Source organism: Nonomuraea sp. B10E15 (assembly GCF_039871615.1).
In the GTDB taxonomy this organism is placed as follows: Bacteria; Actinomycetota; Actinomycetes; order Streptosporangiales; family Streptosporangiaceae; genus Nonomuraea.
The window spans coordinates 153056-175964 of sequence record NZ_JBDPMB010000011.1; the positions used below are offsets into that span (position 1 = coordinate 153056).

Consider the following 22909-nt stretch of genomic DNA (forward strand, 5'->3'; position numbering starts at 1 on the left):
TGCGCCTGCCCGCCGGCCAGGTGCGGCCCTCCTGCCCCCCGGAAATCGCGATCACACGTTCAGCTCAGCCGGGCGTGCGCGTAGGCGATCATGGCGTCGCGCATGTACTCGGCCAGGCCTTCGGCGACCTGCTCGTAGTTCGTCCGGAACTGCTCCTCCTGCGCCTGCATCCGGGCGAGATGGAGATACAGCGCCTTGGTCGGCGCCCAGGACTCGTTCAGATGCCGGTAGTGGAGGTCGAGCTCGGCGAAGACCTGCGGAGCGTCGACGGGGACGCCGGCGAGCATGTGCTCGGCCATCCGTATCATCCCCGCGGTCGCCTCCCGCTGCATCTGCTCCAGTTCCTGTGGAGTGCGACCGGCCAGCACCTCCTGCTGCCCGCTTCGCTGCCAGTGCTCCTGCCACCGCTCGCGGGCGTCGGCCTCGTAGCGTGCGCTGTCGAAACCCTCGAACAGGTTCTCCGGTCTGCTGATCTTGGACATGGTCGTCTTCCCTTCGTTCTCCTGCAGTTCGGCGATGGTGCGCTCGACCATGCGGGCGACCTCGTTCAGCCGGTCACGCTCCGTCAGCAGCCGCTGGTGGTGCTCCCGCAGCGCTGCGACGGGGTCGGTGTGCCGCTCGACGATCTCCTTGACCTCGGGCAGGCCGAGGCCCAGCTCACGCAGTACCAGGACCTGCTGCAGGCGCAGCAGTTGGCTCTCCTCGTAGTAGCGGTAGCCGTTCGCGCCGACGTGTGCGGGCGGCAGCAGCCCGATCTCGTCGTAGTGGCGCAGCGTCCGGGACGTCACTCCCGACATCCGGGCCACCTGTGCGATCGACCATGCCATGACCGGCCCACCCGTCCTCACCCATCGCCGAGCCGGTGCTTTCCCGGCTCGTTCACCACGGTAGAAGTTGACGTAACGAGAAGGTCAAGAAGCGGGCCTGCGCATGATGGTGACGCACGAACGACGAGCTCGCCGTTCGGACACTGGCACATTGGAGCGGCCCGGCTCGCACGATAGCGTCCGGAATATGACGTCTTCCCTGCACCAGCGCGCTGTCGTGGCCGACACGCACAACGACCTGCTCATGGCCGTCGCGGCCCGCCCGCCCGAGCAGTGGGCGGCCTTCTTCCGCGAGCGGTGGTTGCCGCAGCTGATCAAGGGCGGCGTCAACCTGCAGATCCTGCCGGTCTTCATCGAGGACGACTACCGTCCTGAGGGCGCGCTGCGCCAGACGTTGCGGATGATCGAGTGTGCGCACGTGCTGGCCGAGGGCAACCAACAGCATGTACGGATATGTCGTGACGCTGCCGAGATCGACCGGGCGCTCGACGACGGCACGATCGCCCTCGTGCTCGCGCTGGAGAGCATGCCCGGCCTCGACGACGACGTCGAGCTGATCTCGACCATGCACCGCCTGGGCGTGCGGGTGGCCTCGATCGCGCACTTCGGCCGCACGCCCCTGGCCGACGGCAGCGGCGAGGACGCCACCGGCAGCGGGCTGACCTCCCACGGCGTCGCCGCCCTGCGCGAGATGGAGCGGCTCGGCATGGTCTTCGACGTCTCCCATCTCGGGGCCTCCGGCGTCGCGCACGTGCTGGAGCTGGCCACCAAGCCCCTGCTCGCCACCCATTCCTCCGCCCGCGCCCTGCGCGACCACCACCGCAACCTCACCGACGACCAGCTTCGCGCCGTGGCCGCCACCGGCGGCGTGATCTGCGTCAACTTCTTCGCGCCCTTCCTGGCGGAACGCCCCGGGGACATGACGCTCGACCGCCTGCTCGACCACGTCGAGCACATCGCGGCGGTCGCCGGCGTCGACCACGTCGGCCTCGGGCCCGACTTCATCCACGAGGTCATGTCCGACCTGACGCGGCCGTGCTGCGAGGGCCTCAACTACCGCGGCGTCGACCCCAAGTCCGCGATCCCCGGTCTGGAGGGGCCGTCGGGGCTGCCCATGGTCACCGAGGGCCTGCTCGCCCGCGGCCTGCCGGAGAAGGACGTCACGAAGATCATCGGTGGCAACGTGCACCGGTTCCTCGGGGAGCTGCTGGCATGATCGCGGACCTCGAGGAGCTCGTCCTGTGCGAGTCGTTCTCCAGCGACCTGGCCGCCGTCGCCCGCAGCGCCGAGGTCGTGGCCGCCATGGGGACCCGCCACCTCGGCGCCGAGCCGGAGTTCCTGGTCATCGACGGCGTCACACACCTGCGCTGGACGTTCGGCACCCCCAAGGTGCTGCTCCTTGGCCACCACGACACCGTCTGGCCGATCGGCTCGCTCGCCACCCACCCGTGGTCGGTGGTGGACGGCGTGGCACGCGGGCCCGGGGTGTTCGACATGAAGGCGGGGCTGGTGCAGACGTTCCACGCGCTGGCCGGGCTCGGCTCGCTCGACGGCGTCACGCTGCTGGTCACCGGGGACGAGGAGGTCGGCTCGCTCACCTCGTCCCGGCTGATCGAGGAGACCGCGCGCGGCCTGGCCGCCACCTTCGTCATGGAGGCCAGCGCCGACGGAGGGGCGCTGAAGACCGCCCGCAAGGGCACCTCGCTCTACACCGTGCACGTGCACGGCAGGGCGGCGCACGCCGGGCTGGAGCCGGAGAAGGGGGCGAACGCCGGAATCGAGCTCGCCCACCAGATCCTGGCCGTCGCCGGTATGGGCGCGGGCGCCACCACGGTCACGCCGACGGTGCTGTCGGGCGGCACGTCACTCAACACCGTCCCGGCGCAGGCCTCCGTCGGGGTGGACGTACGGGTGGCCGAGGTCGCCGAGCAGGAGCGGGTCGACGCCGCCGTACGCGCGCTCGCGCCGGCCGTGCCCGGCACCCGCCTGGAGATCCTCGGCGGGCCCAACCGGCCACCTCTCGAGAGCGCGATGTCGGCCTCGCTCTACGCGCTGGCCCAGAAGCTGGCGGCGGACCTCGGGGTGGGCCCGCTGAGCTCGGCGTCGGTGGGCGGCGCCTCCGACGGCAACTTCACGGCGGGTGTGGGCTGTCCCACGCTCGACGGGCTGGGCGCGGTGGGCGGCGGGGCGCACGCCGACCACGAGCACGTCGCCGTCGCCGAGATGCCCCGGCGTGCCGCGCTGCTGCGGGCGCTGATCGAGGCGGTCCGCTAGCCCGCGGCCCCGCCAGCAGCTCGACGCCTCGGCGCCCGGCGATGGACCCCGGCTTGCCGCGGCGCGGGGGCGTCGTGGCTGAATGGGGAGGTGACCGGACACGGCGAGGCGAGGACCGGCGTGGTGATCAGAGAGCTGCGCGAGGTCCCGGAGTTCGAGCAGGTCTACGCGCTCTTCGAGGGCATCTGGCACCCCGGGCCGCGTAACGTGCCCATGCCCGTGGAGCTGATGATCGGCTTCGCGCACACCGGCAACTACGTGGCCGGGGCGTTCGAGGGAGAGCGGCTGGTGGGCGCCTCCGTGGGGTTCCGCGGCGGTGGGCGGTCGCTGCACTCGCACGTGACCGGCGCCGCCGTGCCGGGTCGGGGCATCGGCTACGCGCTCAAGACCCATCAGCGGGAATGGTGCAGGAGGAACGGTCTCGACACGATCACCTGGACGTTCGATCCGCTCGTACGGCGAAATGCGCGCTTCAACCTGCTAAAGCTAGGTGCGCTGCCTGAAAAATATTTGCCTGACTTTTACGGGGAAATGGCCGACGCCATCAACGAGGGGGACGCCTCCGACCGTGTGCTGGCCGTCTGGCGCATACGAGAATCCGTCACCGCCTCCCCCGTACCCGGTCTCGCGAACCTCCCCGTGTTGCTGGAGGCGGGCGATGACGGGTGGCCCGTCGTCAGGAAGGCCGAGGGCGACGTCGTTCTGGTGGGCACACCACCCGACATCGAACGGTTGCGACGGGAGGATCCGGCGGCGGCACGGACCTGGCGGGCGGCCATGCGCGAGGTGCTCGGCGGGCTGATGGAGGCAGGCGGGCATGTCGTGACATTGACGAATCATGGAAAGTATGTGGTGACTGTTCGTCGGCTATTCCACCGGGGTTTCGCCGCTCTGTAATGTGGCACGTAAGCACGCCGAAAAGGAGATCCGCATGACGGAATTCACCCCCACCGTTCCTGCGCGAGTCCTACCACCCGTCACCGTCCGCGACCTGCCCGAGCCTCCCCGAGCGACCTGGCGTTTCATCGGCCCGGGACTGGTCGGCGCCGGAGTCGGGCTGGCATCGGGCGAGTTCATCCTCTGGCCGTACATCGCCTCCCAGGTCGGGCTCGTCTTCATCTGGGGAGCGGCCATCGGGATCATCACGCAGTGGTTCCTGAACATGGAGATCGAGCGCTACACCCTGGCCACCGGCGAGACCGCGCTGACCGGATTCAGCCGGATGTGGAGACACTGGGGCCTGGTGTTCGTGCTGATGACGCTCGCCTCGAACCTCTGGCCGGGCTGGGTCACCACGTCCGCGACCATGGTGACCTATCTGACCGGAGCCGGCGAGGGGTCCGTACGCTGGATCGCCATCGGCATGCTGCTCCTGATCGCCTTCGGGCTGACGCTGGCCCCGGTGATCTACATCGCGCTCGAACGGGTGATCTTCGTGAAGGTCGCCCTGGTGGCGATCCTGATCGTGGTGGCGATCGTGGTCGCGATCACCGCCGACAGCTGGCTGCAGCTGGGCAAGGGCCTGACCGTCGGCGCCCAGTTCCCGGTGCCCCCGCTCGACTTCGCCGTCCTGATGGGCGCCATCGCCTACGCCGGCGCCGGCGGCGGCCAGAACCTGTGCCAGAGCAACTGGATCCGCGACAAGGGCTTCGGCATGGGCCTCTACGTGCCCCGCCTGGTCAGCCCGGTCACCGGGCAGGAGGAGGCGGCCGCGTCGACGGGCTTCCAGTTCGCGCCCACCAAGGAGAACCTCGCGCGGTGGCAGCGGTGGTGGCGGTTCGCCAACCTCGAGCAGGCGTGGACGTTCGGCCTGGTGACGTTCGTGACGATCGCGCTCATGTCGATGCTGGCCTACTCCACCGTCTTCGGGCGGTCGGGCCTGGAGAACAGCATCGAGTTCCTGCGCGTCGAGGGTCAGGTGCTGCAGGAGACCGTGGGCACCTGGTTCGGCGTGCTGTTCTGGGTGATCGGGGCGCTGGCCCTGTTCGCGGCGGCGATGGGAATCGTCGACTACACCTCGCGGCTGGCGTCCGACACGCTCAAGACCGTCTACCTGAAAAAGTCGTCCATCTCGGAGAACAAGGTCTACTTCATCACCGTCTGGGCGATCGCGCTGATCGGCACCGTCATCCTGCTGCTGGGCTTCGACCAGCCGCTCATTCTGCTGGTGTTCTCGGCCTGCTTCGCCGCCGTGATGATGTTCGTCTACTCCATCCTGCTGATCGTGCTCAACCGGCGGGCGCTGCCCGACGCCATCAAGGTCCGCTCCTACCGGCTGGGGGCGCTGATCTGGTCGGTCGCCTTCTTCGGGACGCTGACCGTGCTGGTCGTCATCCAGCAGGCGCAGAAGATCTTCGGCGGTTAGGGAGCCATCGCGGAAGCGGGCCTTCCGCGATGGCGGGCACACTGGGCGCATGCTGGAAACCTCGGCGCGGCTGCTCAGGCTCCTGTCCCTGCTCCAGGCGCACAAGGAGTGGTCGGGCCCCGAGTTGTCCGCCAGGCTCGGGGTCTCGACCAGAACGATCCGCAACGACATCGAGCGCCTGCGCACGCTCGGCTACCCGGTGCACGCCCGGCCCGGGGTGGCCGGCGGCTACCGGCTGGGCGCGGGGGCCGCGCTGCCGCCGCTGCTGCTCGACGACGACGAGGCCGTGGCCGTCGCGGTGGGGCTCGGCAGGGCGGCCGGCGGCGGCGTGGAGGGCATCGAGGAGAGCTCGGTGCGCGCCCTCGCCAAGCTGGAGCAGGTGCTGCCGTCCCGGCTGCGCCGCCGGGTCGGCACCCTCAACGCCTACACCGTGCAGATTCCCGGCGTCACGCGGGCGATGGTCTCCCCCGAGGTGCTCACCACGATCGCCGGCGCGGCCCGCGACCACGAGCGGCTGCGTTTCGACTACACCGGGCACGACGGCTCCTCCAGCGTGCGCGACGTGGAGCCGCACCGCCTGGTGCACCGGCGGGGCCGCTGGTATCTCGTGGCCTACGACGTCGAGCGGCAGGACTGGCGTACGTTCCGGGTCGACCGGATGCGCCCGCGCACGCCAGGCGGGCCCCGGTTCACCCCGCGCGAGATGCCGGAGGGCGGCGACGTGGCGGCGTACGTGGAGAAGGGCGTCAGCACGGCCATGGCGCGCTTCCGCGCGACGGTGCTGCTGCACGCGCCCGCCGGGCAGATCGAGGCCATGCGGCTTGGCGTGGAAGTCGAGCCGGTCGGCGAGACGACCTGCAGGGTCGAGTTGCGCGGCGACGACCCGCAGGGGATGGCGGCGTGGATCGGGTTCCTCGGGGTGGACTTCGAGGTGCTCGACCCGCCCGAGCTGGCCGAGCAGGTGCTGCGGTTGTCCGAGCGCTACGGGCGGGCCGTCAGCGGTCGGTAAGGTCGCGGTCAGCGGGCCGTCAGAAGGCGCGGCGAGGCTGCCGTCATGAAGAACTTGACGCAGGTCGCGGGCGGCGCCGGCGACTTCCAGCTGGTCCGCCACCTCACACTCACAGGCAGCCAGTTCGAGATCGGCAGAGCCCTCACCGAGGAGGCCCGCAGGCTCGGCTGGTCCCCCACGCCGGCCGCGCCGGAGGTCAACCGGGCCCGCAGGATCTGGTTCGAGCGGCACTGGCCGCAGCACAACGCCCGCATGGACGGCGCCGCGGCCGCCCTCGGCCTCGACCCCGACCAGGACGAGCTGGCCCTCGACGGCCTCGACGTGGTCCCCGCGGGCTCCGGCTGCTCGGCCCTGTGGGTACCGCCGCAGGCATCCACCGACGGTCACGGCCGGGTGGGCCGCAACTACGACTTCTTCCGCCTCACCACCAGCGAGGTCATGGGCTCGGCGCCGGAGCCCGGCGAGCTGCCCATGGCCTCGCGCCCCTACGTGATCACCACGATCCCCGACGAAGGGCTGTCCTCGACCGTCATCACCATGTCGGACCTCGACGGCTGCATGGACGCCATCAATTCGGCGGGGCTCGCGGTCATGCTGCTGATCGCCGACTTCGAGAGCGCCGAGCCGCCGGAGCACGTCTCGCCGCAGGTCGGGGTGGGCAGCGTGCAGCTGCCCCGGTTCCTGGTCGACACCTGCGAGAACGCCGACCAGGCCAAGCAGGCGCTGCTGCTGGCCAAGCAGTACGACCACGGCACGCCCCTGCACTACCTGGTGGCCGACGCCCACGGGCAGGCGTTCGTGTGGGAGCGGGGCCTGGACGGCAGGGAGCACATCATCGAGTTCGGTGACGGGCCGCTCTGCGTCACCAACCACCTGCTGCACCGCAACCCCGACCCGATGAACCTGCCCGGCGACACCGAGGCCAGCTTCGGCACGTACGAGCGGCTGCGCACGTTGTACGAGCGCAGCAAGGGCGTCACCCTGTCACCGCAGGATCTGCGCGACAGCCTGCGGGCGGTCCGGCCGGCCGAGGATCCGGCCGTGCCGTTCCGCACGTTGTGGAGCACCGTCTTCGACACCGCGGACCGGACGTTGTCGACCCGCTTCTACCTGGGCGACGGCCGCTATTCGGAGGAGCTGGTGTTCCCCGCCGCGGCGAGATAGGCCTCGCGCACCTTCGACCGCGACAACTTCCCCGTGGGAGTGCGCGGCAGCTCGGAACGGTATTCGATCACCTTCGGATGCTTGAACCTGGCGATGCGCGGCCCGCAGTGCGCCAGCAGCTCGGCGGTGAGCCCGGGGCCGGGCGTGGCCCCGTCGGACGGCTGGACCAGGGCCACCACGCTGTGACCCCACTCCTCGTCGGGCACCCCGATGACGGCCACGTCGGCCACCGCCGGATGGTCGAGCAGGGCGGCCTCGATCTCGGCGGGGTAGATGTTCACCCCGCCGGAGACGATCAGGTCGGTACGCCGGTCGCACAGGAACAGGTAGCCGTCATCGTCCATGAACCCGATGTCGCCCGGCGCGTACCACTCCCCCAGCATGCTGGCGGCCGTCTTCGCCGGGTCCTTGCGGTATTCGAAGGAGCCCATGGCGGACTTGACGTAGACCAGGCCCGGCTCGCCCGGCGGCAGCTCCACGCCCTTGTCGTCGAAGATCTTGGCTTCGAACGTGGGCGCGGGCCGGCCCACGGTGCCCGGCCTGGCCAGCCAGTCGTGCGGTTTGACGGAGAAGGCGATCGTGGACTCCGTGGAGCCGTAGTACTCGTAGAGCACCGGCCCCCACCAGTCCATGATCTGCTGCTTGACCGCGACGGGGCAGGCGGCGGCGGTGTGGATGACCTGGCGCAGGCTCGACAGGTCATAGCGGCCCCTGACCTCCTCGGGCAGGCGCAGCATGCGGTGGAACATGGTCGGCACCATCATCGCGTTGGAGACCCGGTGCCGGTCGATGAGCTCGAGGATGACCTCGGGGCCGAACTTGGGCGCGATCACCAGGGTGTGCCCCAGGTGCAGCGCGAACTGCGTGTGCGCGCACGGCGCGGAGTGGTACATCGGCGAGGTCACGAGATGGGTCTCCGCGCCCGGCCGGAGGTCGACGACCTCGCCGAGGAACCACACGTACAGCGGCACGATGGCCTCCGGCTCGGCGCCGGGCAGCGGCCGCTGCACGCCCTTGGGGACGCCGGTGGTGCCGGACGTGTACCACATCACCGCCCCGGCGGTCCGCTCAGCGGGCGCGCCGGCCGGCTGCCCTTCGGCCAGTCCCGCCGCGCCGATCTCCCCGCCGGGCACGGCGTGCGCGGGCCCGGTGACGACCACCTTGGCGTCGCAGTCGGCCAGGATGTACGCCACCTCGGACGCGGTCAGATGCCAGTTGATCGGCACGTAGTAGAGCCCGATCTGCCAGGTGGCCATGACCATGACGACCTGGTCGATCCCGTTGGGCAGCACGCCCGCGACCACGTCGCCGGCGCGCAGGCCGCGGGCCCGCAGCCCGTGGGACACCTGGTTGACCAGGGCGAGCAGCTCGCCGTACGACGTGCGGGTGCCGTCGGCGTCGATCAGCGCCAGGCGGCCGGGGTCGGCGGCGGCGATGGTGTAGAAGCCGGGCATCGTGCTGACGTCCATCACAACTCCAGCAGTGCGGCGAGGCGGGCACGGTGGATGCGCGGGGGCCCCATCAGCACTTCGTCCGCCTTGGCCCGCTTGTAGAACAGGTGGGCGTCGTGCTCCCAGGTGTAGCCGATGCCGCCGTGCAGCAGCAGGTGGTCGCGGGCCACCTCGAAGCAGGCGCGGCCGACGTACGCCTGGGCGAGGGCGGCGGCCTCCGGCAGCTCGTCCGGCGACTCGTCGGCCGCCCAGGCGGCGTAGCGGACGATGGACTCGGCCTGTTCGAGCTTGGCGTGCATGTCGGCGAGCTTGTGCTTGACCCCTTGGTAGGAGCCGATGTAGCGGCCGAAGGCGACGCGGACCTTGGCGTAGGCGACGATGTTGTCCAGCGCGGCCCGCATCACGCCCAGCTGCTCGGCCGCCAGCGCCACGCACAGCAGGTCGCCGACGTCCTGGCGCGGCCCCAGCACCCGCGCGGGCGCGCCGTCCAGCTCCACGCGGGCCTGGCCGCGGGTGAGGTCGAGCGTGTCCAGCGGGGTCCTGGTCACGCCGGGCCCCGCCAGGTCGACGGCGACGAGGACCACGCCGTCCCCGCCCTGCGCGGGCGCCACCAGCACGCCGGCCTCCATGCCGCTGATCACCTGCGCCAGCGTGCCGCGCACCGCCGAACCGTCGTAGGCCAGCACGGTCTCGCCGGCCGGCTCTGCGAGCGCCGCCAGGACGCGGCCTTCGGCGATGCCGGTCAGCAGCTCCTTGTCGGGCACCCGCGCCAGCGCGACGGTGGTGAAGGCCGTGGCCAGGAACGGCCCCGGCAGCAGGGCCGCGCCCGTCTCCTCCAGCACGACGGCCAGCTCGGTCATGCCGGCGCCCGCGCCGCCGTACTCCTCGGGGACGATCAGCCCGGACAGGCCGAGCTCGCCGTTGAGCCGGGCGTACACCTGCGGGTCGTAACCCTCGCGGACCTTGGGCAGCGGGGACGCGGCGCGCAGGAAGGCGCGTACGGCCTCGCGCAGCTGCTGTTGCTCCTCGCTGAGTACGAGTTTCACGCCTGGGTCCCCACCTTCAGATCCTTGAACGGCACGGTCTTGTCCACGCGGGGCTCGGGCGGCAGGCCGAGCACGCGCTCCCCGACGATGTTGCGCATGATCTCGTTCGTGCCGCCGCCCAGCGCCATGCCCGGGGCCATCGAGATCGCCTGCGCCAGCGGGTGGCCGGCCAGCGCGGCCTCGGGGCCGACCAGCTGCGTGGCGAGGTCGGCCTGGAACATCGTCAGCTCGGCGAGCAGCAGCTTGGCCGCGCTGCCCCGCGCCCCGGGGAAGATGCCGGCCCTGGTCTCCTGGGCCAGCCGCTGGTTGAACAGCGCCAGCGCGCGGGTGCGGATGTGCAGCTCGACGAGCTGGTCGCGGACCAGCGGGTCACCGGTGTCGACGGACCGGCGCAGCGCCTCGACCGAGGCGGGGTGGTCGCGCCGGCCACCCATGCCGACGCCCGCCGAGATCGACAGCCGCTCGTGCAGCAGCGTCGTGACGGCCACGCTCCAGCCGTCGTTGACCTCGCCCACGCGGTGCTCGTCGGGGATGGTCACGTCGTCGAAGAAGATCTCGTTGAAGTTGGCCCTGCCCGACATGTCCTTCAGCGGCCTGACCGTCACGCCCGGGTGGTGCATGTCGACCACGAACATGGTCAGGCCCTGGTGCTTGGGCACGTCGACGTCGGTGCGGGCCAGCAGCAGGCCCCAGTCGGCGTGGTGGGCGACCGAGGTCCAGACCTTCTGCCCGTTGACGATCCACTGGTCACCGCGGGCTCCGTCGCGCACCGCCCTGGTCTGCAGGCTGGCCACGTCGCTGCCGGCGCCGGGCTCGGAGAAGAGCTGGCACCAGATCTCCTCGCCGCGCAGCAGGGGCCGGACGAAGCGCTCGCGCTGCGCGTCGGTGCCCCGGTCGACCAGGGTCGGGCCGGTCATGCCGAGGCCGATCGAGAAGACGTAGGTGGGCAGGGCGTAGTCGCGCGCCTCCTCGGCGAACGCGCGCTCCTCCGCCTGGGTCAGCCCCTGGCCGCCCCACTGGCGCGGCCACGTGATGCCGGAGTAGCCGGCGTCGTGAAGCCTGGCCATGAAGTCCTTGGCCCGGGTGACCGAGTCCGTTTCCTGAGAGTCGTCCTGCGCGTCGTTGTGGGGGGCGTTCTCCTGCAGCCACGCCCTGGCGGCACGCCGGTAGTCAGCGAGGTTCACATCGACTCCTTGGCATCAGTGTTCACTTACTCTAGCCAGGGCGCCGGAGCCCGTACAGAGCATTGCTCTGTACGGGCCCAACTCGAATCAACGGCGGAATCTCCGTAAATTAGAGTAGGAGGCACTTGGTGTGATCACCTGACTACGGGGGGAAGGTGTGATCGCACGGCTGGGCCGTTCCATACGCGCGCGGCTGGCATTGTTCGCCAGTGTCGCCATGGCCCTGCTCTGCCTGACGACGAGTTCCGCGCTGCTGTGGATGGTCTACAACACGACCGTCGACATCCACACCCAGGACGCGGCCGGCACCACCCTGACGGTGGCCCACCTGGTCAGGGAATCCGAGCTGGCGCTCCTGGCACATCTCGACGTGCGAGGCGTCCAGGTCGTCGACCCGCACGGGCAGGTGGTGTCCGCCACGGCCGATCTGGCGGGCGGGCCGCGGCTCACCACCGCGGCACCTCCGCCGGGCACCATGAACCGCGTCGTCCACGCCTGCGACCTGCCGTACCTCTCCAGCGGCTGCCACATCGTGGCGATCTACCGCGTGTACCAGCCGGACGGCGACTGGCTCGTCTACGCCTTCCGCCCCCGTCCGCCCTGGTACGCCTCGCCCGGCGCGATCGCCTTCCTCGTCCTCGCTTCCGGGGCACTGGTCGTGCTGACCTGGTACGGCGTCTCGCACGTGGTGGCCAAGACGCTCGCACCCGTCAACCGCATCACGGGCAAGCTGGCCGAGATCACCGCCGGCGGCGGGGGGATGCGCGTTCCCGTGCCCGAGAACGCCGACGAGATCCGGGCGCTCGCGGAGACCGCGAACCGCACGCTCGCGCGGCTGGAGGAGGCGATGGAGCAGCAGCGCAGGTTCGCCTCCGACGCCTCGCACGATCTGCGCAGCCCGATCACGGCGATGCGCGCCGAGGTCGAGGAGGCCCTGCTCGCCCCCGGCGAGTCCGACTGGCAGGAGGTCGGCGGCAAGCTGCTCACCAGCCTCGACCGGCTGCAGAACATCGTCACCGACCTGCTCACGCTGGCCAAGCTCGACGCGGGCGCCCCCGCCCGGCTCGGACCGGTCGACCTGAGCGAACTGGTCACGGCCGAGGTCGCCAGGCCGCGCACGAAGGACGTCCGGGTCTCGGTGCAACCCGGCGTGGTCGTGACGGGCGACCGGCTGAGGCTGGCCCGCCTGCTGACCAACCTGCTGGACAACGCCGAGCGCCACGCGGAGCGTGCGGTCGCCGTGATCGTGCGCCGCGACGGCGAGGCCGTGCTGGAGGTGCTCGATGACGGGGCGGGCATCGCGCCCGAGCACCGCGAGATGGTCTTCAGGCGCTTCACCCGGCTGGACGCCTCGCGCAGCCGCGACGCGGGCGGGACAGGGCTCGGCCTGCCGATCGCCCGCGAGATCGCGCGCACGCACGGCGGCACGCTGAGGATCGAGGATTCCCACGCCGGTGCCCGATTCGTCCTACGGATGCCGGTAAGGGAGGAGTAAAGGTGGGTAGTAATGGTTTTCGACCCCCTGCCTAGAACGCCCGGAGATCCACCAGTACCATGATCACCGCGAGATGACAGAACAGACGGCGCGCGCCCAGTTTGTCCAATAAAAACCCTTATAGCGAGAAATTAGAGTTACCTGCTGTGGCATCAGGTTTCAGCCGATTACGGCGCGAGGATCTTCTGAAGACGGCCTGCGAGGTGATCGCCGAACAGGGGTTCGGGCATACCAGGACCATCGACATCGCCCGGGCCGCCGGTGTCAGCCAGGCGCTGCTCTTCTACCACTTCGAGACCAAGGACCAGCTGTTCGCGCAGGCCTTCACCTACGTGGCCCGCCTGCACCTCGACGCGCTGAACGACATCGGGCGATCCCCCGGCACGCCGCTCGAACGGCTGCGCACCCTCCTGCGGCTCTGCTCCCCCGCGGTCCCCACCGAGGGCTGGAGGTTGTGGATCGACGCGTGGTCCGAGGCGATGCGCAGCTCCCAGCTGGAGGACATCTCGCGCCGCATCGACGCCCAGGGCCGGCTCCTCCTCCGCGAGATCATCGAGGCCGGCGTGGCATCCGGCGAGTTCACGTGTGCCGACCCCGAAGGGGCGACGTGGCGGATCCTGGCGCTGGTCGACGGGCTCGCGGTCCAGATGCACGTGCACCCCAGGGCCCTGTCGCGGCGCCGGGCCGGCACGCTCATCCGCACGGCCGCCGCCAACGAGATCGGAGTCGCCCCGGAAAAGCTGTGACGAAACCTGCGGTCCTGACCTTCCCGCGCTATTGGATGCTTCGTACAATAACGGGCGAGGAGAGGAGCGCACGCGATGACACAGGCACCGAGCTCTACCGCCGCCAGGGAACGCGACGAGCAGGTCGCGAACAGGAAGGCCTACGAAGCGGTCATCGAACGCCTCTCGAAGGCGTCGGTCGACAAGCACTGGGAGCCCTATCGAGACATTCCCTGGGACGACCCCGAGTTCCAGGTGGACCCGGCCGACCCGCGCTGGGAGCTGCCCACGGTCGACAAGCTGGGCGGCCACCCGTGGTACCGCGGCCTGCCCCCGGAGACGCGGGCGGCGATCGGGCTGTGGCGGGTGGCCACCGCCATGAAGATCGGCCTGCAGTTCGAGAACCTGCTCAAGCGCGGGCTGCTCAACTACGCCTACCGGCTGCCGAACGGCGCCCCCGAGTTCCGGTACGTCTACCACGAGACCATCGAAGAGGGACATCACGGGATGATGTTCCAGGAGTTCGTGAACCGTACAAAGCTGCCCGTGCGTGGCATGCCCGGCCCGCTCTCGGCGATCGCGCAGGCGGCGCCCCTGATCCCGCTGATCTCGACCGAGCTGTTCTTCGTGTTCGTGCTGGGCGGCGAGGACCCGATCGACCACGTGCAGCGCAAGGTGCTCAAGGACGACAGGGCGCACCATCCGCTCGAAGAGACGATCATGCGGATCCACATCGCGGAAGAGGCCAGGCACATCTCCTTCGCCCGCCACTACCTGCGCAACCGGGTGCCGCGGATGCCGGCGCACCGGCGGCTCCTGCTCGGCATCGCCTCCCCGATCATCCTCGGCGTGATGGCCCGCATCATGCTGGCGCCCCCCGGAGCGCTCATCAGGCACTTCAAGATCCCCCTCAGCGTCGTGTCGGAGATCTACCTGCGCAACCCGGCGGCCAGGCAGGAGATCCGCGACTCCATCGGCAAGACGCGGGAGCTGTGCGCCGAGATCGGCCTGGTCAACCCGCTGACCCGGCGGATCTGGCGGCTCATGGGCATCTGGGCGGAGCCAGGGCGCGCCTAGGCGGGCGGCCGCCTGGCGACCAGGACCTCGGTCACCGTCACCTGCTCCCACGTGCCCCGCGGGTTGTGCGCGAGCAGGGCGCGCCTGGCCGACCGGGTGAAGGACTCCACCCGGTCGCCGAGCCTGGCGGGAGAGGTGTAGGAGTAGGACAGTTGCAGGCCGATCACCGCCTCCAGGTCGTACACCTGGCGGTGTTCGTACGCGGTCGCGTCGAGGTCGCTGAACGGCGAGGCGGCGAGCACGTCGTCGTGGTGCTCCCCCGTGGCCTGGTAGGAGTTGGTGGCCGTGAAGGTGTTGACGCCGAACTCGTCGCGCACCCGCCGCATGGCCGGCTCCCACGGCAGCTCCTCACCCGCGCGGGACGGTCCGACGAGCGCCACGACGCCGTGCGGAGGCAGCAGCCCGTCCAGTTCCAGCAGCACCGCGCGGCGGTCCATCCAGTGGAACGACCTGCCCATGACGACATGGTCGAACCCGGGCAACTCCCGCAACCGCGTCGAATCACCGCTCAACCAGCGGATGTTGCCCGCCCCCGCCGCCAGCCGGCGGCCCTCCGCCAGCATCTCCGCGTCGGGATCGACGGCCAGGACCCCCCGCACGCGCCGCGCGAGGGGGATCGCCACCGTGCCGGGACCGCAGCCGAGGTCCAGCACCGTGCAGTCGTCACCGAACGTCATCGCCAGGTGCTCGATGGCCGGCTCACCGTGACCGGCCCGGTATCTGGCGTAGTAGGGAGCCGCGCCGCCGAACAGGTCCGCCATGGATGGGACCATATACAGGTTCGAGACGCGACGATGGAAGGTTTCCCCTGTGAGGCGGCTACTCACGGTCCTGCTGCTCGCCTTCGCGGCGGCCGGGATCGCCCTCTCCCCAGCCGAGGCGCACAACGTGCTGATCGGCAGCGACCCCGAGGACGGAGCCACGCTGACGTCCTCCCCCGCGCGGGTGACCCTGGTGTTCGACCAGCCGGTACGCCAGGGATACGCGCAGGTGGGCGTCACCGGGGCCGACGGGTCAGCCTGGGCCGACGGGGCCGCCGAGATCGCCGCCGAACGGGTGTCGGTCAAGGTCAAGCCGCTGGCGGCGGGCGGCTCGTACGTCGTGGGCTACCGCATCCTGTCGGCCGACGGGCACCCGGTCACCGGGAAGATCGGCTTCAGCCTGGCCGCGGACGCCACCGCCGACCAGGGCACGAACGCCGACCCCGCCGAGGCCGCGGCCGACCCTGATGCCGCCGAGGCCGCGGCCGACCCCGATGCCGCCGAGGCCGCGGCCAACGGCGGGGCCGGGATGGCCGTGGTGTGGATCGTGGGGGCGCTGGTGCTCCTCGCCCTGGGCACCGCCGTGGCCCTCCGCCGCGCGAAACCCGCTGAGGAAACCGCCCTGACCAGCCCGCCCGCCACCGCCACGCCCGGCACCCCAACCGATCCCGCACCCGCCACCGGCACCACGCCCGACCCCTCGCCCGGCACCACGCCCGACCCCACCACGGACCCCGCGCCCGGCGCCACCACGGGTCCCGCGGCGGGTCCCGCGGGCGGCGGGGTGGCGGGTTCCGCGGCCGAGGAGACGAAGGCGTGACCGTCACCGCTCCCCCTGCTCCCCCTCTCTCCGGGCGACGCGTCGGCGGACGGCTCGTCGCCGGCGCGTTCCCCGTGTGCGCCGTCGTCGCCGCCGTGGCCGCCAGCTCGTTCGCCGAGCAGGAGGCCGTGCCCGGCATCCCCATGCCGGGGCCGCTGGTGTCGGTCGGGCTGCCCGTCGTGCGGGCCCTGCTCGACGTGTCCGCCGTCGCCCTGGTGGGGCTCAGCCTGGTGGCCAAGCTGCTCGGGTTCGACCGGCCCGAGTACACCGAGCCGGTGATGGTCCGCGTCCGGCCCCTTGCGGTGATCGCGGCCTGGGCGTGGGCGATCTGCGCGCTGCTCACGATCGTGTTCCAGGCGGCCGAGCTCAACCCAGGGGCCGTGCCGACGTTCGGGATGATCGCGGACTATGTCGGGACCGTCGGCACGGGCCAGGGGCTGCTGTTCAGCGCGGCGTGCGCGCTGGCGGCGGCGGGCATCGGGCTGATGGCGGTGCGGTTCGGCGAAAAGGTGCCGGCGGAGCTGCGCGTGATCGTCGCGCTCTTCGGGCTGCTCCCCATCCCGGTCACCGGGCACGCGGTCAACTCCGTCTGGCACGACCCGATCATGATCTCGATGGAGATCCACGTGATGGGGGCGGCGGCGTGGGCGGGCGGGCTGCTGGTGACCGCGATCTTCGTCGCGCCCCACCCGGGCCTGCTGGCCATGGCGCTGCCCAAGTTCTCCAGGATCGCCTCGGTGTGCCTCCTCACGGTGGCGCTGTCCGGGCTGATCACAGGGCTCGGCACGATGGCGCTCACCCCCGGGGTGACACTGCCCGACGCGCTCCTGACCAGCGACTACGGGCTCCTGGTCGTGGCCAAGGCGACGCTGGTGACCCTGCTGTTGCCGCTGGCGGCGCACATCCGCTTCCGCCTGCTGCCCGCCGTCCGCAAGGGCCGGGCCACCGCCCTCGTGGGATGGGCGGCGGCCGAGGTCGGCGTGATGGGGCTGGCGTACGGCGTGGCGGTGGCGATCACCCGCGCCTCGATCGTCTGACGGCCGCGCCGAGGCGCCCCCGGGCCACGGGAACGGGTGGGGCCGGCCGGCGCTACGGGGTGGCGGGCGCGATCACGGGCGCGGTGGCCGTGGCCGGTCGCGGGCGGCGCCTGCCGGCGACCCACTCCACCGCCAGCCAGGCGGCCAGCAGGCCGAGCCCGGCCCAGACGGCCGACGACATGACCGGCGGGGGCGCGCCGAGCAGCCCCTCCTGGCCCTTGAGCAGGTCGTACACGCCGCCCATGACCGCGTTCTGGGCCGTCAGCGCGGCGTACGCGCCGGCCGTGGCACCCGCGGCCCCCAGCAGGGCGCGTACAGCGGGGATCCGTACCAGGAACGCGACGTCCACCAGCAGCCCGGCGGCCACCAGGAAGAACGGCACCGCCGACGGCGGGAACCCGGTGTACGTCAGCAGCGGCCAGATCAGCGTGCGGACCCCCACGTAAGAGGCCGCCACCAGCGTGGCCGCGCCGAACCTGCCGATCAGCATCCTGGCCACCACCAGCACCGCCACGCCGACGACCACCGCGTAGACGGGGTAGAGGAAGTCGGGCACGGGCAGCGCGAACCCGGTCATCATCGTACGGTCGATCGGCCGCCCCATCTGGTCGGCCGCGAACTGCAGCAGGATCGGCTCGGCGTAGACGACGCCGTTGTCCCAGGCGCCGATCGACAGGATGCCGTATTCCTGGTGCTGCTCGGGGAAGTGCACGTTCTCCAGGAAGAACGCGAGGAACGCGCCGAGCACGACCACCCGCTCCCTGCCGGGCGGCGCGCCCATGAACCAGCCCCTGACCACGCCCGCGATCATGAAGAACGTTCCAAGGTAGAGCATGATGTGCGACGGGCTCCACGAGGTGATGTCGAGCCCGTTGACGCGGTGGTTGATCAGGTCGAGCGGGACCGCGACGAGGAAGATCCCGGTGCCCCACTGGATCAGCCGCAGCGCGGCCTTGTCGACCCCGTAGCCGGTGTAGCCGTGGATGACGGTCAGGGCCAGGGCGAGTGCCGTGCCCGCGGAGTTGAGCAGGTGGGGCGGGGCGAGGTCGTCACGCAGCCACTTGAAGTGCCACGAGACGTCCCACGCCGAGCCGAGCAGCTTGAGCGTGAACGCCACCAGCCATCCGAAATAGAGCACCCTGAACAGGTCGTGCGGCGTCTCGCGCCCCGCCTGGCCTCTGGTCCAGTACGGCAAGGCCCACTCGGCGGCCTTCTTGATCGATGCTGGAGACTTCACGGAAGAGAATCTTACGGTCACCCCTCCAGGACGTCCGCCGGGAGTGGGCGCCGGTCACCCGCCGGCCGAGGCGCGCAGGGAGTACATGAGGGGGAGCTTGGGGGCGCCGCCGCGGACACGGTAGCGGCCGTCGGCGACCTCCAGCGTGGCGAAGCGCTGGAAGAGGGTGAAGTCGTGCTCGTGGAGGAACTCCACCCGCAACCCCGCCGCGCCCACCGCGCTGACGACCTCGCCGAGGCCGTGCAGGAACTGCACGGACGTCTGGTGTTCGAGGGCCTCCCCGCCGGTGTAGGTGTGCGGCTCGACCCAGACCTGCGGCTCGCGGTCGAAGTAGTCGTGGGTGACGGTGGTGCCCGTGGCCTCGTCCAGGATGTCGGGGAAGGGATGGAACTCGGCGAGATAGAGGAAGCCGCCCGGCTTGAGCAGCGCGGCGACCGTCCGCGCCCACCGCGTCAGGTCGGGCAGCCAGACCAGCGCCCCCACGCCGGTGTAGACGATGTCGTACGCGGCCCGGCCCAGCGCCTCGGCCGCGTCGTACACGTCGGCCGTGACGAACCTCGCCGGCAGGCCGCACGCGGCGGCGATGGTCTCCGCCTGGGCGACGGCGGCGCCGGAGAAGTCGAGGCCGGTCACCTCCGCCCCGAGCCGGGCCCAGGCGAGGGTGTCGAGGCCGATGTGGCACTGGAGGTGGGCCAGGCGGCGGCCGGACACGTCGCCGACCTCCTCCAGCTCGAACGGCCGCAGCGGGCTCCGGCCCGCGACGAAGCCGTCGACGTCGTAGAAGTCGCTGCCGACATGGATGGGCACGCGGGAGTTCCAGTTGGCCCTGTTGATCTCCAGATAGTCCATGGTGTCAGAGCCTAGGCACGGGCGGCGCGTCTCAGCGATCTCTCAGGTGCGGTCAGTAGGCTCACCGCCATGAAGCGTGTGGCCGCGTCGGCGGCGGCGCTCGCCCTCCTCACCGTGACGACGTGGCTGGTGTGGCCGTCGGGTGCCGAGGTGCGGGGACAGGACCAGACCATCACCGTCGTGGACGGGCCGGCCGGCGATCAGCGGGTCGAGCTCGACACGACGTTCTTCCCGCCGCCGGGCGGAGGGAAGGCGCCTGCCGTGCTGCTCGGCCACGGTTTCGGCGGCAGCAAGCAGAGCGTCAGGGACGAGGCGATCCGCATCGCCCAGGACGGCTACGCCGTGCTGACCTGGTCGGCGCGCGGGTTCGGCCGCTCGACGGGCGAGATCGCGCTCAACTCGCCCGACTACGAGGTCAAGGACGTCAAGCAGCTCATCGACTGGCTGGCCAAGCGTCCCGAGGTCCTGCTCGACGCCTCCGACGACCCGCGCGTGGGCATCGCGGGCGGCTCGTACGGCGGCGCCATCGCGCTGATGACGGCGGCGCATGACCAGCGTGTCGACGCCATCGTCCCGCGGATCACCTGGTCGGACCTGGCCGACGCGCTCTTCCCCAACACGGTTGCCCCGCTCTCCGCGGTCGGCGACGCCGGCCAGAGCTCCGCCGCGGGCAGCCTGCCCGAGGCGGAGAACGGCGTGTTCAAGCGCATGTGGGCGGGCATCTTCTTCGGCCAGGGCGTCTCGCTCGACAGCCTCGCGCTGCGGGGACGGCCCGAGGCCGCCCGGCCGCTCACGCCGCAGCAGGCCAGGTGCGGCAGGTTCCGTCCCGAGATCTGCGCCGTCTACGAAGAGGTCGCCAAGACGGGCAGGCCCACCCAGCAGGCCGTCGACCTGCTGCGCAAGTCGAGCCCGATCACCGTGGCGGGCCAGATCAAGGCGCCGACCCTGCTCATCCAGGGCCAGCGCGACTCGCTGTTCCCGCTCAGCCACGCCGACGCCAACGCCAGGGCCATCGCCGCCGGGGGCACGCCCGTCAGCCTCGCCTGGTTCGACGGCGGGCACGACGGCGGCGACGGCGAGAGCGACTGGGTGTTCGAGCAGTCGTCGGCCTGGTTCGCCCGCTATCTGAAGGGCGAGGGTGACGGGGAGACGGCGCCGCCGGTCAGCGCGTTCACGGTGACCCGCGACGGCGGTCGCGACCCCGGCACCCGCCAGCGCATCCGCCTGCACCCCGAGACCGGCTCCTACCCGGGCCTCGGAGGCACCGCCACCAGCACCGTCGAGTTGGCGGGCCCCGCCCAGAACATCGCCAACCCGCCCGGCGGCGCGCCCGCCTCGATCTCGTCGGTGCCCGGCATCGGCGGCCTGCTCGGCGGCCAGAACAGCCCCGGCGTCGCGATCGACATGCCGGGCCAGAGCGCCGCGTTCGAGTCCCGGCCGCTCACCGCCCCGCTGCAGCTCACCGGCAGCTCGACGGCCACGATCAGGGTGTCGGGCCAGGGCGGGACCGAGGCCACCCTGTTCGCCAAGCTCTACGACGTGGCCGACAGCATGCAGCCGCCCACCCTGCCCGCCGGGCTGGTGGCGCCGATCCGGGTGGCCATCCCCGAGGGCGCGACCAGCGCGGAGGCCACGATCACGCTGCCCGCCGTCGACCACGCCTTCGCCGCCGGCCACCGGCTGCGGCTGGTGCTGACGACGACGGACATGGGGTTCGCGACGCCCGCCGAGCCCGCCACGTACCAGGTCTCGCTCGTCTCCCCCACGCTGACCGTCCCGACGGTCGGCACGCTTGCCGCCGCCCCGGGCGGGGTGGCGTGGTGGGTGTGGGCGATGCCGCTGGCCGCCGTGGTGGTCGCGGCCGCGCTGCTGGTGACCGGCCGCGCCCGGGACCGCCGCCGTACGGGCACCCGCCCCGGCCCCGAACCCGCCGCCCCCCTCACCGCCGACGGGACCGCGGCCGAGGCGCCCGCGCCCGATCCGGCCGTGCCGCTGGAGATCAGCGGGCTGGCCAAGGCCTACAGGAACGGCGAGCTCGCCGTCGACAACCTGTCGTTCCGCGTCGAGCAGGGCCAGGTGCTGGGCCTGCTCGGGCCGAACGGCGCCGGAAAGACGACCACCATGCGGATGATGATGGGCCTCATCCAGCCCGACGGCGGCGAGATCCGCATCTTCGGCGAACGGGTGACGCCGGGCGCCCCCGTGCTGTCCAGGCTCGGGTCGTTCGTCGAAGGGCCGGGATTCCTTCCGCACCTGTCAGGCCGGGACAACATCGAGCTCTACTGGGCCGCCACCGGACGGCCCGTCGCCGACGCCCATTTCGACGAGGCGCTGGAGATCGCCGGCCTCGGCAAGGCCCTCGAACGTGCCGTACGCACCTACTCCCAGGGCATGCGCCAGCGGCTCGCCATCGCCCAGGCCATGCTCGGGCTGCCCGACCTGCTCGTGCTCGACGAGCCCACGAACGGGCTCGACCCGCCCCAGATCCGGGAGATGCGCGAGGTGCTCAAGCGCTACGCGCGCGACGGCCGTACCGTGATCGTCTCGAGCCACCTGCTGGCCGAGGTCGAGCAGACCTGCAGCCACGTCGTGGTCATGCACCGCGGCAAGCTGGTCTCCGCCGGCCCGGTGTCGCTGCTGCTCAGCTCGGCTCCCCGGGCGGCCCGCGCCGGCAACGGGAACGGCACGCGCCTGGAAGACGTGTTCCTCGACCTCATCGGAGACAAGGCATGACCGCCGCGCCTGGCTACGCGCCCCGCCGTACGCTGCCGCTGCGGGTGGAGATCGTCCGGCAGTTCAAGCGGCGCCGCACGATCGCGATGTTCGGGCTGCTGCTGGCGCTGCCGTGGATCCTCGTGATCGCGTTCCAGTTCGGGCCGCAGGGCGGCGACCGTGACCAGTCGCTGCGCATCTCCGACCTGGCGACGGAGAGCGGCCTCAACTTCGCCGCCTTCGCGCTGTCCGTGTCGGCCAGCTTCCTGCTGGTGGTCGCGGTGGCGCTGTTCTGCGGCGACACCGTGGCCAGCGAGGCCAACTGGTCCTCCCTGCGCTACCTGCTGGCCGCGCCGGTGCCCCGCGACCGGCTGCTGCGGCAGAAGCTGATCGTGGCGCTGGGCTACTCGGCGGCGGCCGTGATCTGCCTGCCCGTGATGGCGCTGGTGGCGGGCACGCTGGCGTTCGGCTGGAACGACATCCAGGTGCCCGGCACGGGCGAGACCATCCCGGCGCTCGACGTGTTGCCGCGCTTCGGCATCGTGATCGCGTACGCGCTGGTCAGCCAGCTCGTCGTGGCCGCCCTGGCCTTCCTCGTCTCCACCATGACCGACTCCCCGCTCGGAGCGGTCGGCGGGGCGGTCGGCCTGTGGATCGTCTGCACCATCCTGCAGGCCGTCGAGGCGCTGGGCGTGCTGCGCGAGTTCCTGCCGACGTTCTGGAACAACGCCTGGCTCGACGCGCTCGCGCCCGAGCTCGAATGGAGCGGCATGATCAAGGGCGCCTCGGTGTCGATCACGTACGCGGCGATCCTCATCGCCGTGGCCTTCCGCCGGTTCCGCCGCAAGGACGTCGTCAGCTGAGCGTCAGCCGGTC

At 71.3% G+C, this 22909-nt stretch carries 20 protein-coding genes; 13 read left to right on the forward strand and 7 right to left on the reverse strand.

What is annotated here, in order from left to right; translation table 11 throughout:
* Positions 1-59: 59 nt before the first annotated feature.
* Entirely contained in the window at positions 60-827 is a 768-nt protein-coding gene (locus ABGB14_RS28355; protein WP_347646863.1) for a MerR family transcriptional regulator, read from the reverse strand.
* Between the two features lie 187 nt (positions 828-1014).
* On the opposite strand from ABGB14_RS28355, the gene ABGB14_RS28360 reads away from it, so the two are divergent.
* The 6 genes from ABGB14_RS28360 to ABGB14_RS28385 all read left to right on the forward strand — a co-directional run bounded on the left by ABGB14_RS28360 (position 1015) and on the right by ABGB14_RS28385 (position 7639).
* Complete coding sequence (locus tag ABGB14_RS28360; RefSeq protein ID WP_347646864.1) at positions 1015-2043, forward strand: membrane dipeptidase; 1029 nt, start codon at positions 1015-1017, stop codon at positions 2041-2043.
* Positions 2040-3101 (forward strand): M20 family metallopeptidase, encoded by a 1062-nt coding sequence (locus tag ABGB14_RS28365; RefSeq protein ID WP_347646865.1) that lies wholly within the window; start codon positions 2040-2042, stop codon positions 3099-3101. Before ABGB14_RS28360 ends, ABGB14_RS28365 begins: the two co-directional genes overlap by 4 nt.
* Positions 3102-3191: 90 nt before the next feature.
* Positions 3192-3998 carry a GNAT family N-acetyltransferase gene (locus ABGB14_RS28370; protein WP_347646866.1) on the forward strand — a complete coding sequence of 269 codons (807 nt, stop codon included), beginning with the start codon at positions 3192-3194 and terminating at the stop codon, positions 3996-3998.
* A 34-nt stretch (positions 3999-4032) separates the two neighbouring features.
* Entirely contained in the window at positions 4033-5466 is a 1434-nt protein-coding gene (locus ABGB14_RS28375) for an Nramp family divalent metal transporter (protein WP_347646867.1), read from the forward strand.
* Positions 5467-5515: 49 nt separating this feature from the next.
* Positions 5516-6475, forward strand: a complete 960-nt coding sequence (locus tag ABGB14_RS28380) for a YafY family protein (protein WP_347646868.1) — start codon at positions 5516-5518, stop codon at positions 6473-6475.
* 45 nt (positions 6476-6520) lie between these two features.
* Entirely contained in the window at positions 6521-7639 is a 1119-nt protein-coding gene (locus ABGB14_RS28385) for a C45 family peptidase (protein ID WP_347646869.1), read from the forward strand.
* Here ABGB14_RS28385 and ABGB14_RS28390 read toward each other — a convergent pair.
* From ABGB14_RS28390 to ABGB14_RS28400, 3 genes are read right to left on the reverse strand one after another with little or no spacing between them, the layout of a single operon-like run.
* On the reverse strand, positions 7600-9108 hold the full coding sequence (locus tag ABGB14_RS28390) for an AMP-binding protein (RefSeq protein WP_347646870.1): 1509 nt from the start codon (positions 9106-9108) through the stop codon (positions 7600-7602). The two genes, ABGB14_RS28385 and ABGB14_RS28390, sit on opposite strands and share 40 nt — an antisense overlap.
* A complete protein-coding gene (locus tag ABGB14_RS28395) occupies positions 9108-10136 on the reverse strand; it encodes an acyl-CoA dehydrogenase family protein (protein ID WP_347646871.1) in 1029 nt (342 codons plus the stop codon). Before ABGB14_RS28395 ends, ABGB14_RS28390 begins: the two co-directional genes overlap by 1 nt.
* Positions 10133-11320: an acyl-CoA dehydrogenase family protein gene (locus ABGB14_RS28400; RefSeq protein WP_347646872.1), complete on the reverse strand. Its 1188-nt coding sequence runs from the start codon at positions 11318-11320 to the stop codon at positions 10133-10135. The genes ABGB14_RS28395 and ABGB14_RS28400 overlap by 4 nt, the downstream gene beginning before the upstream one ends.
* 157 nt (positions 11321-11477) lie before the next feature.
* Between ABGB14_RS28400 and ABGB14_RS28405 the strand changes: the two genes are divergently transcribed.
* The 3 genes from ABGB14_RS28405 (at position 11478) to ABGB14_RS28415 (ending at position 14617) form a co-directional block, all read left to right on the forward strand.
* Complete coding sequence (locus ABGB14_RS28405) at positions 11478-12815, forward strand: HAMP domain-containing sensor histidine kinase (RefSeq protein WP_347646873.1); 1338 nt, start codon at positions 11478-11480, stop codon at positions 12813-12815.
* A 146-nt stretch (positions 12816-12961) separates the two neighbouring features.
* On the forward strand, positions 12962-13561 hold the full coding sequence (locus tag ABGB14_RS28410; RefSeq protein ID WP_347646874.1) for a TetR family transcriptional regulator C-terminal domain-containing protein: 600 nt from the start codon (positions 12962-12964) through the stop codon (positions 13559-13561).
* A 75-nt stretch (positions 13562-13636) separates the two neighbouring features.
* Positions 13637-14617 carry a diiron oxygenase gene (locus ABGB14_RS28415; RefSeq protein ID WP_347646875.1) on the forward strand — a complete coding sequence of 327 codons (981 nt, stop codon included), beginning with the start codon at positions 13637-13639 and terminating at the stop codon, positions 14615-14617.
* On the opposite strand, the gene ABGB14_RS28420 is transcribed toward ABGB14_RS28415, so the two are convergent.
* Entirely contained in the window at positions 14614-15378 is a 765-nt protein-coding gene (locus ABGB14_RS28420) for a class I SAM-dependent methyltransferase (protein ID WP_347646876.1), read from the reverse strand. The genes ABGB14_RS28415 and ABGB14_RS28420 overlap by 4 nt on opposite strands.
* 49 nt (positions 15379-15427) lie before the next feature.
* On the opposite strand from ABGB14_RS28420, the gene ABGB14_RS28425 reads away from it, so the two are divergent.
* The gene (locus ABGB14_RS28425; RefSeq protein WP_347646877.1) at positions 15428-16198 is read left to right on the forward strand and encodes a copper resistance protein CopC; all 771 of its coding nucleotides are present in this window, start codon (positions 15428-15430) and stop codon (positions 16196-16198) included.
* Positions 16195-17235: a CopD family protein gene (locus ABGB14_RS28430; protein ID WP_347646878.1), complete on the forward strand. Its 1041-nt coding sequence runs from the start codon at positions 16195-16197 to the stop codon at positions 17233-17235. The genes ABGB14_RS28425 and ABGB14_RS28430 overlap by 4 nt, the downstream gene beginning before the upstream one ends.
* A gap of 52 nt (positions 17236-17287) precedes the next feature.
* Here the strand turns inward: ABGB14_RS28430 and ABGB14_RS28435 are convergent, their stop codons facing one another.
* Positions 17288-18472: a hypothetical protein gene (locus tag ABGB14_RS28435; protein WP_347646879.1), complete on the reverse strand. Its 1185-nt coding sequence runs from the start codon at positions 18470-18472 to the stop codon at positions 17288-17290.
* 54 nt (positions 18473-18526) lie between these two features.
* Positions 18527-19321: a class I SAM-dependent methyltransferase gene (locus ABGB14_RS28440; RefSeq protein WP_347646880.1), complete on the reverse strand. Its 795-nt coding sequence runs from the start codon at positions 19319-19321 to the stop codon at positions 18527-18529.
* Positions 19322-19390: 69 nt separating this feature from the next.
* Here ABGB14_RS28440 and ABGB14_RS28445 point away from each other — a divergent pair, with 69 nt between their 5' ends.
* Together ABGB14_RS28445 and ABGB14_RS28450 are read left to right on the forward strand one after the other, a co-directional pair.
* Positions 19391-22054, forward strand: a complete 2664-nt coding sequence (locus ABGB14_RS28445; RefSeq protein WP_347646881.1) for a CocE/NonD family hydrolase — start codon at positions 19391-19393, stop codon at positions 22052-22054.
* Entirely contained in the window at positions 22051-22896 is an 846-nt protein-coding gene (locus ABGB14_RS28450) for an ABC transporter permease subunit (RefSeq protein WP_347646882.1), read from the forward strand. Before ABGB14_RS28445 ends, ABGB14_RS28450 begins: the two co-directional genes overlap by 4 nt.
* The last annotated feature ends 13 nt before the right edge of the window (positions 22897-22909 follow it).

Coding starts and splice junctions, on each gene's coding strand:
- ABGB14_RS28415 (WP_347646875.1), top strand. CDS start 13,637: ATGACACAGGCACCGAGCTCTACCGCCGCCAGGGAACGCGACGAGCAG.
- ABGB14_RS28420 (WP_347646876.1), bottom strand. CDS start 15,378: ATGGCGGACCTGTTCGGCGGCGCGGCTCCCTACTACGCCAGATACCGG.
- ABGB14_RS28385 (WP_347646869.1), top strand. CDS start 6,521: ATGAAGAACTTGACGCAGGTCGCGGGCGGCGCCGGCGACTTCCAGCTG.
- ABGB14_RS28365 (WP_347646865.1), top strand. CDS start 2,040: ATGATCGCGGACCTCGAGGAGCTCGTCCTGTGCGAGTCGTTCTCCAGC.
- ABGB14_RS28440 (WP_347646880.1), bottom strand. CDS start 19,321: ATGGACTATCTGGAGATCAACAGGGCCAACTGGAACTCCCGCGTGCCC.
- ABGB14_RS28390 (WP_347646870.1), bottom strand. CDS start 9,108: ATGGACGTCAGCACGATGCCCGGCTTCTACACCATCGCCGCCGCCGAC.
- ABGB14_RS28360 (WP_347646864.1), top strand. CDS start 1,015: ATGACGTCTTCCCTGCACCAGCGCGCTGTCGTGGCCGACACGCACAAC.
- ABGB14_RS28445 (WP_347646881.1), top strand. CDS start 19,391: ATGAAGCGTGTGGCCGCGTCGGCGGCGGCGCTCGCCCTCCTCACCGTG.
- ABGB14_RS28375 (WP_347646867.1), top strand. CDS start 4,033: ATGACGGAATTCACCCCCACCGTTCCTGCGCGAGTCCTACCACCCGTC.
- ABGB14_RS28450 (WP_347646882.1), top strand. CDS start 22,051: ATGACCGCCGCGCCTGGCTACGCGCCCCGCCGTACGCTGCCGCTGCGG.
- ABGB14_RS28380 (WP_347646868.1), top strand. CDS start 5,516: ATGCTGGAAACCTCGGCGCGGCTGCTCAGGCTCCTGTCCCTGCTCCAG.
- ABGB14_RS28355 (WP_347646863.1), bottom strand. CDS start 827: ATGGCATGGTCGATCGCACAGGTGGCCCGGATGTCGGGAGTGACGTCC.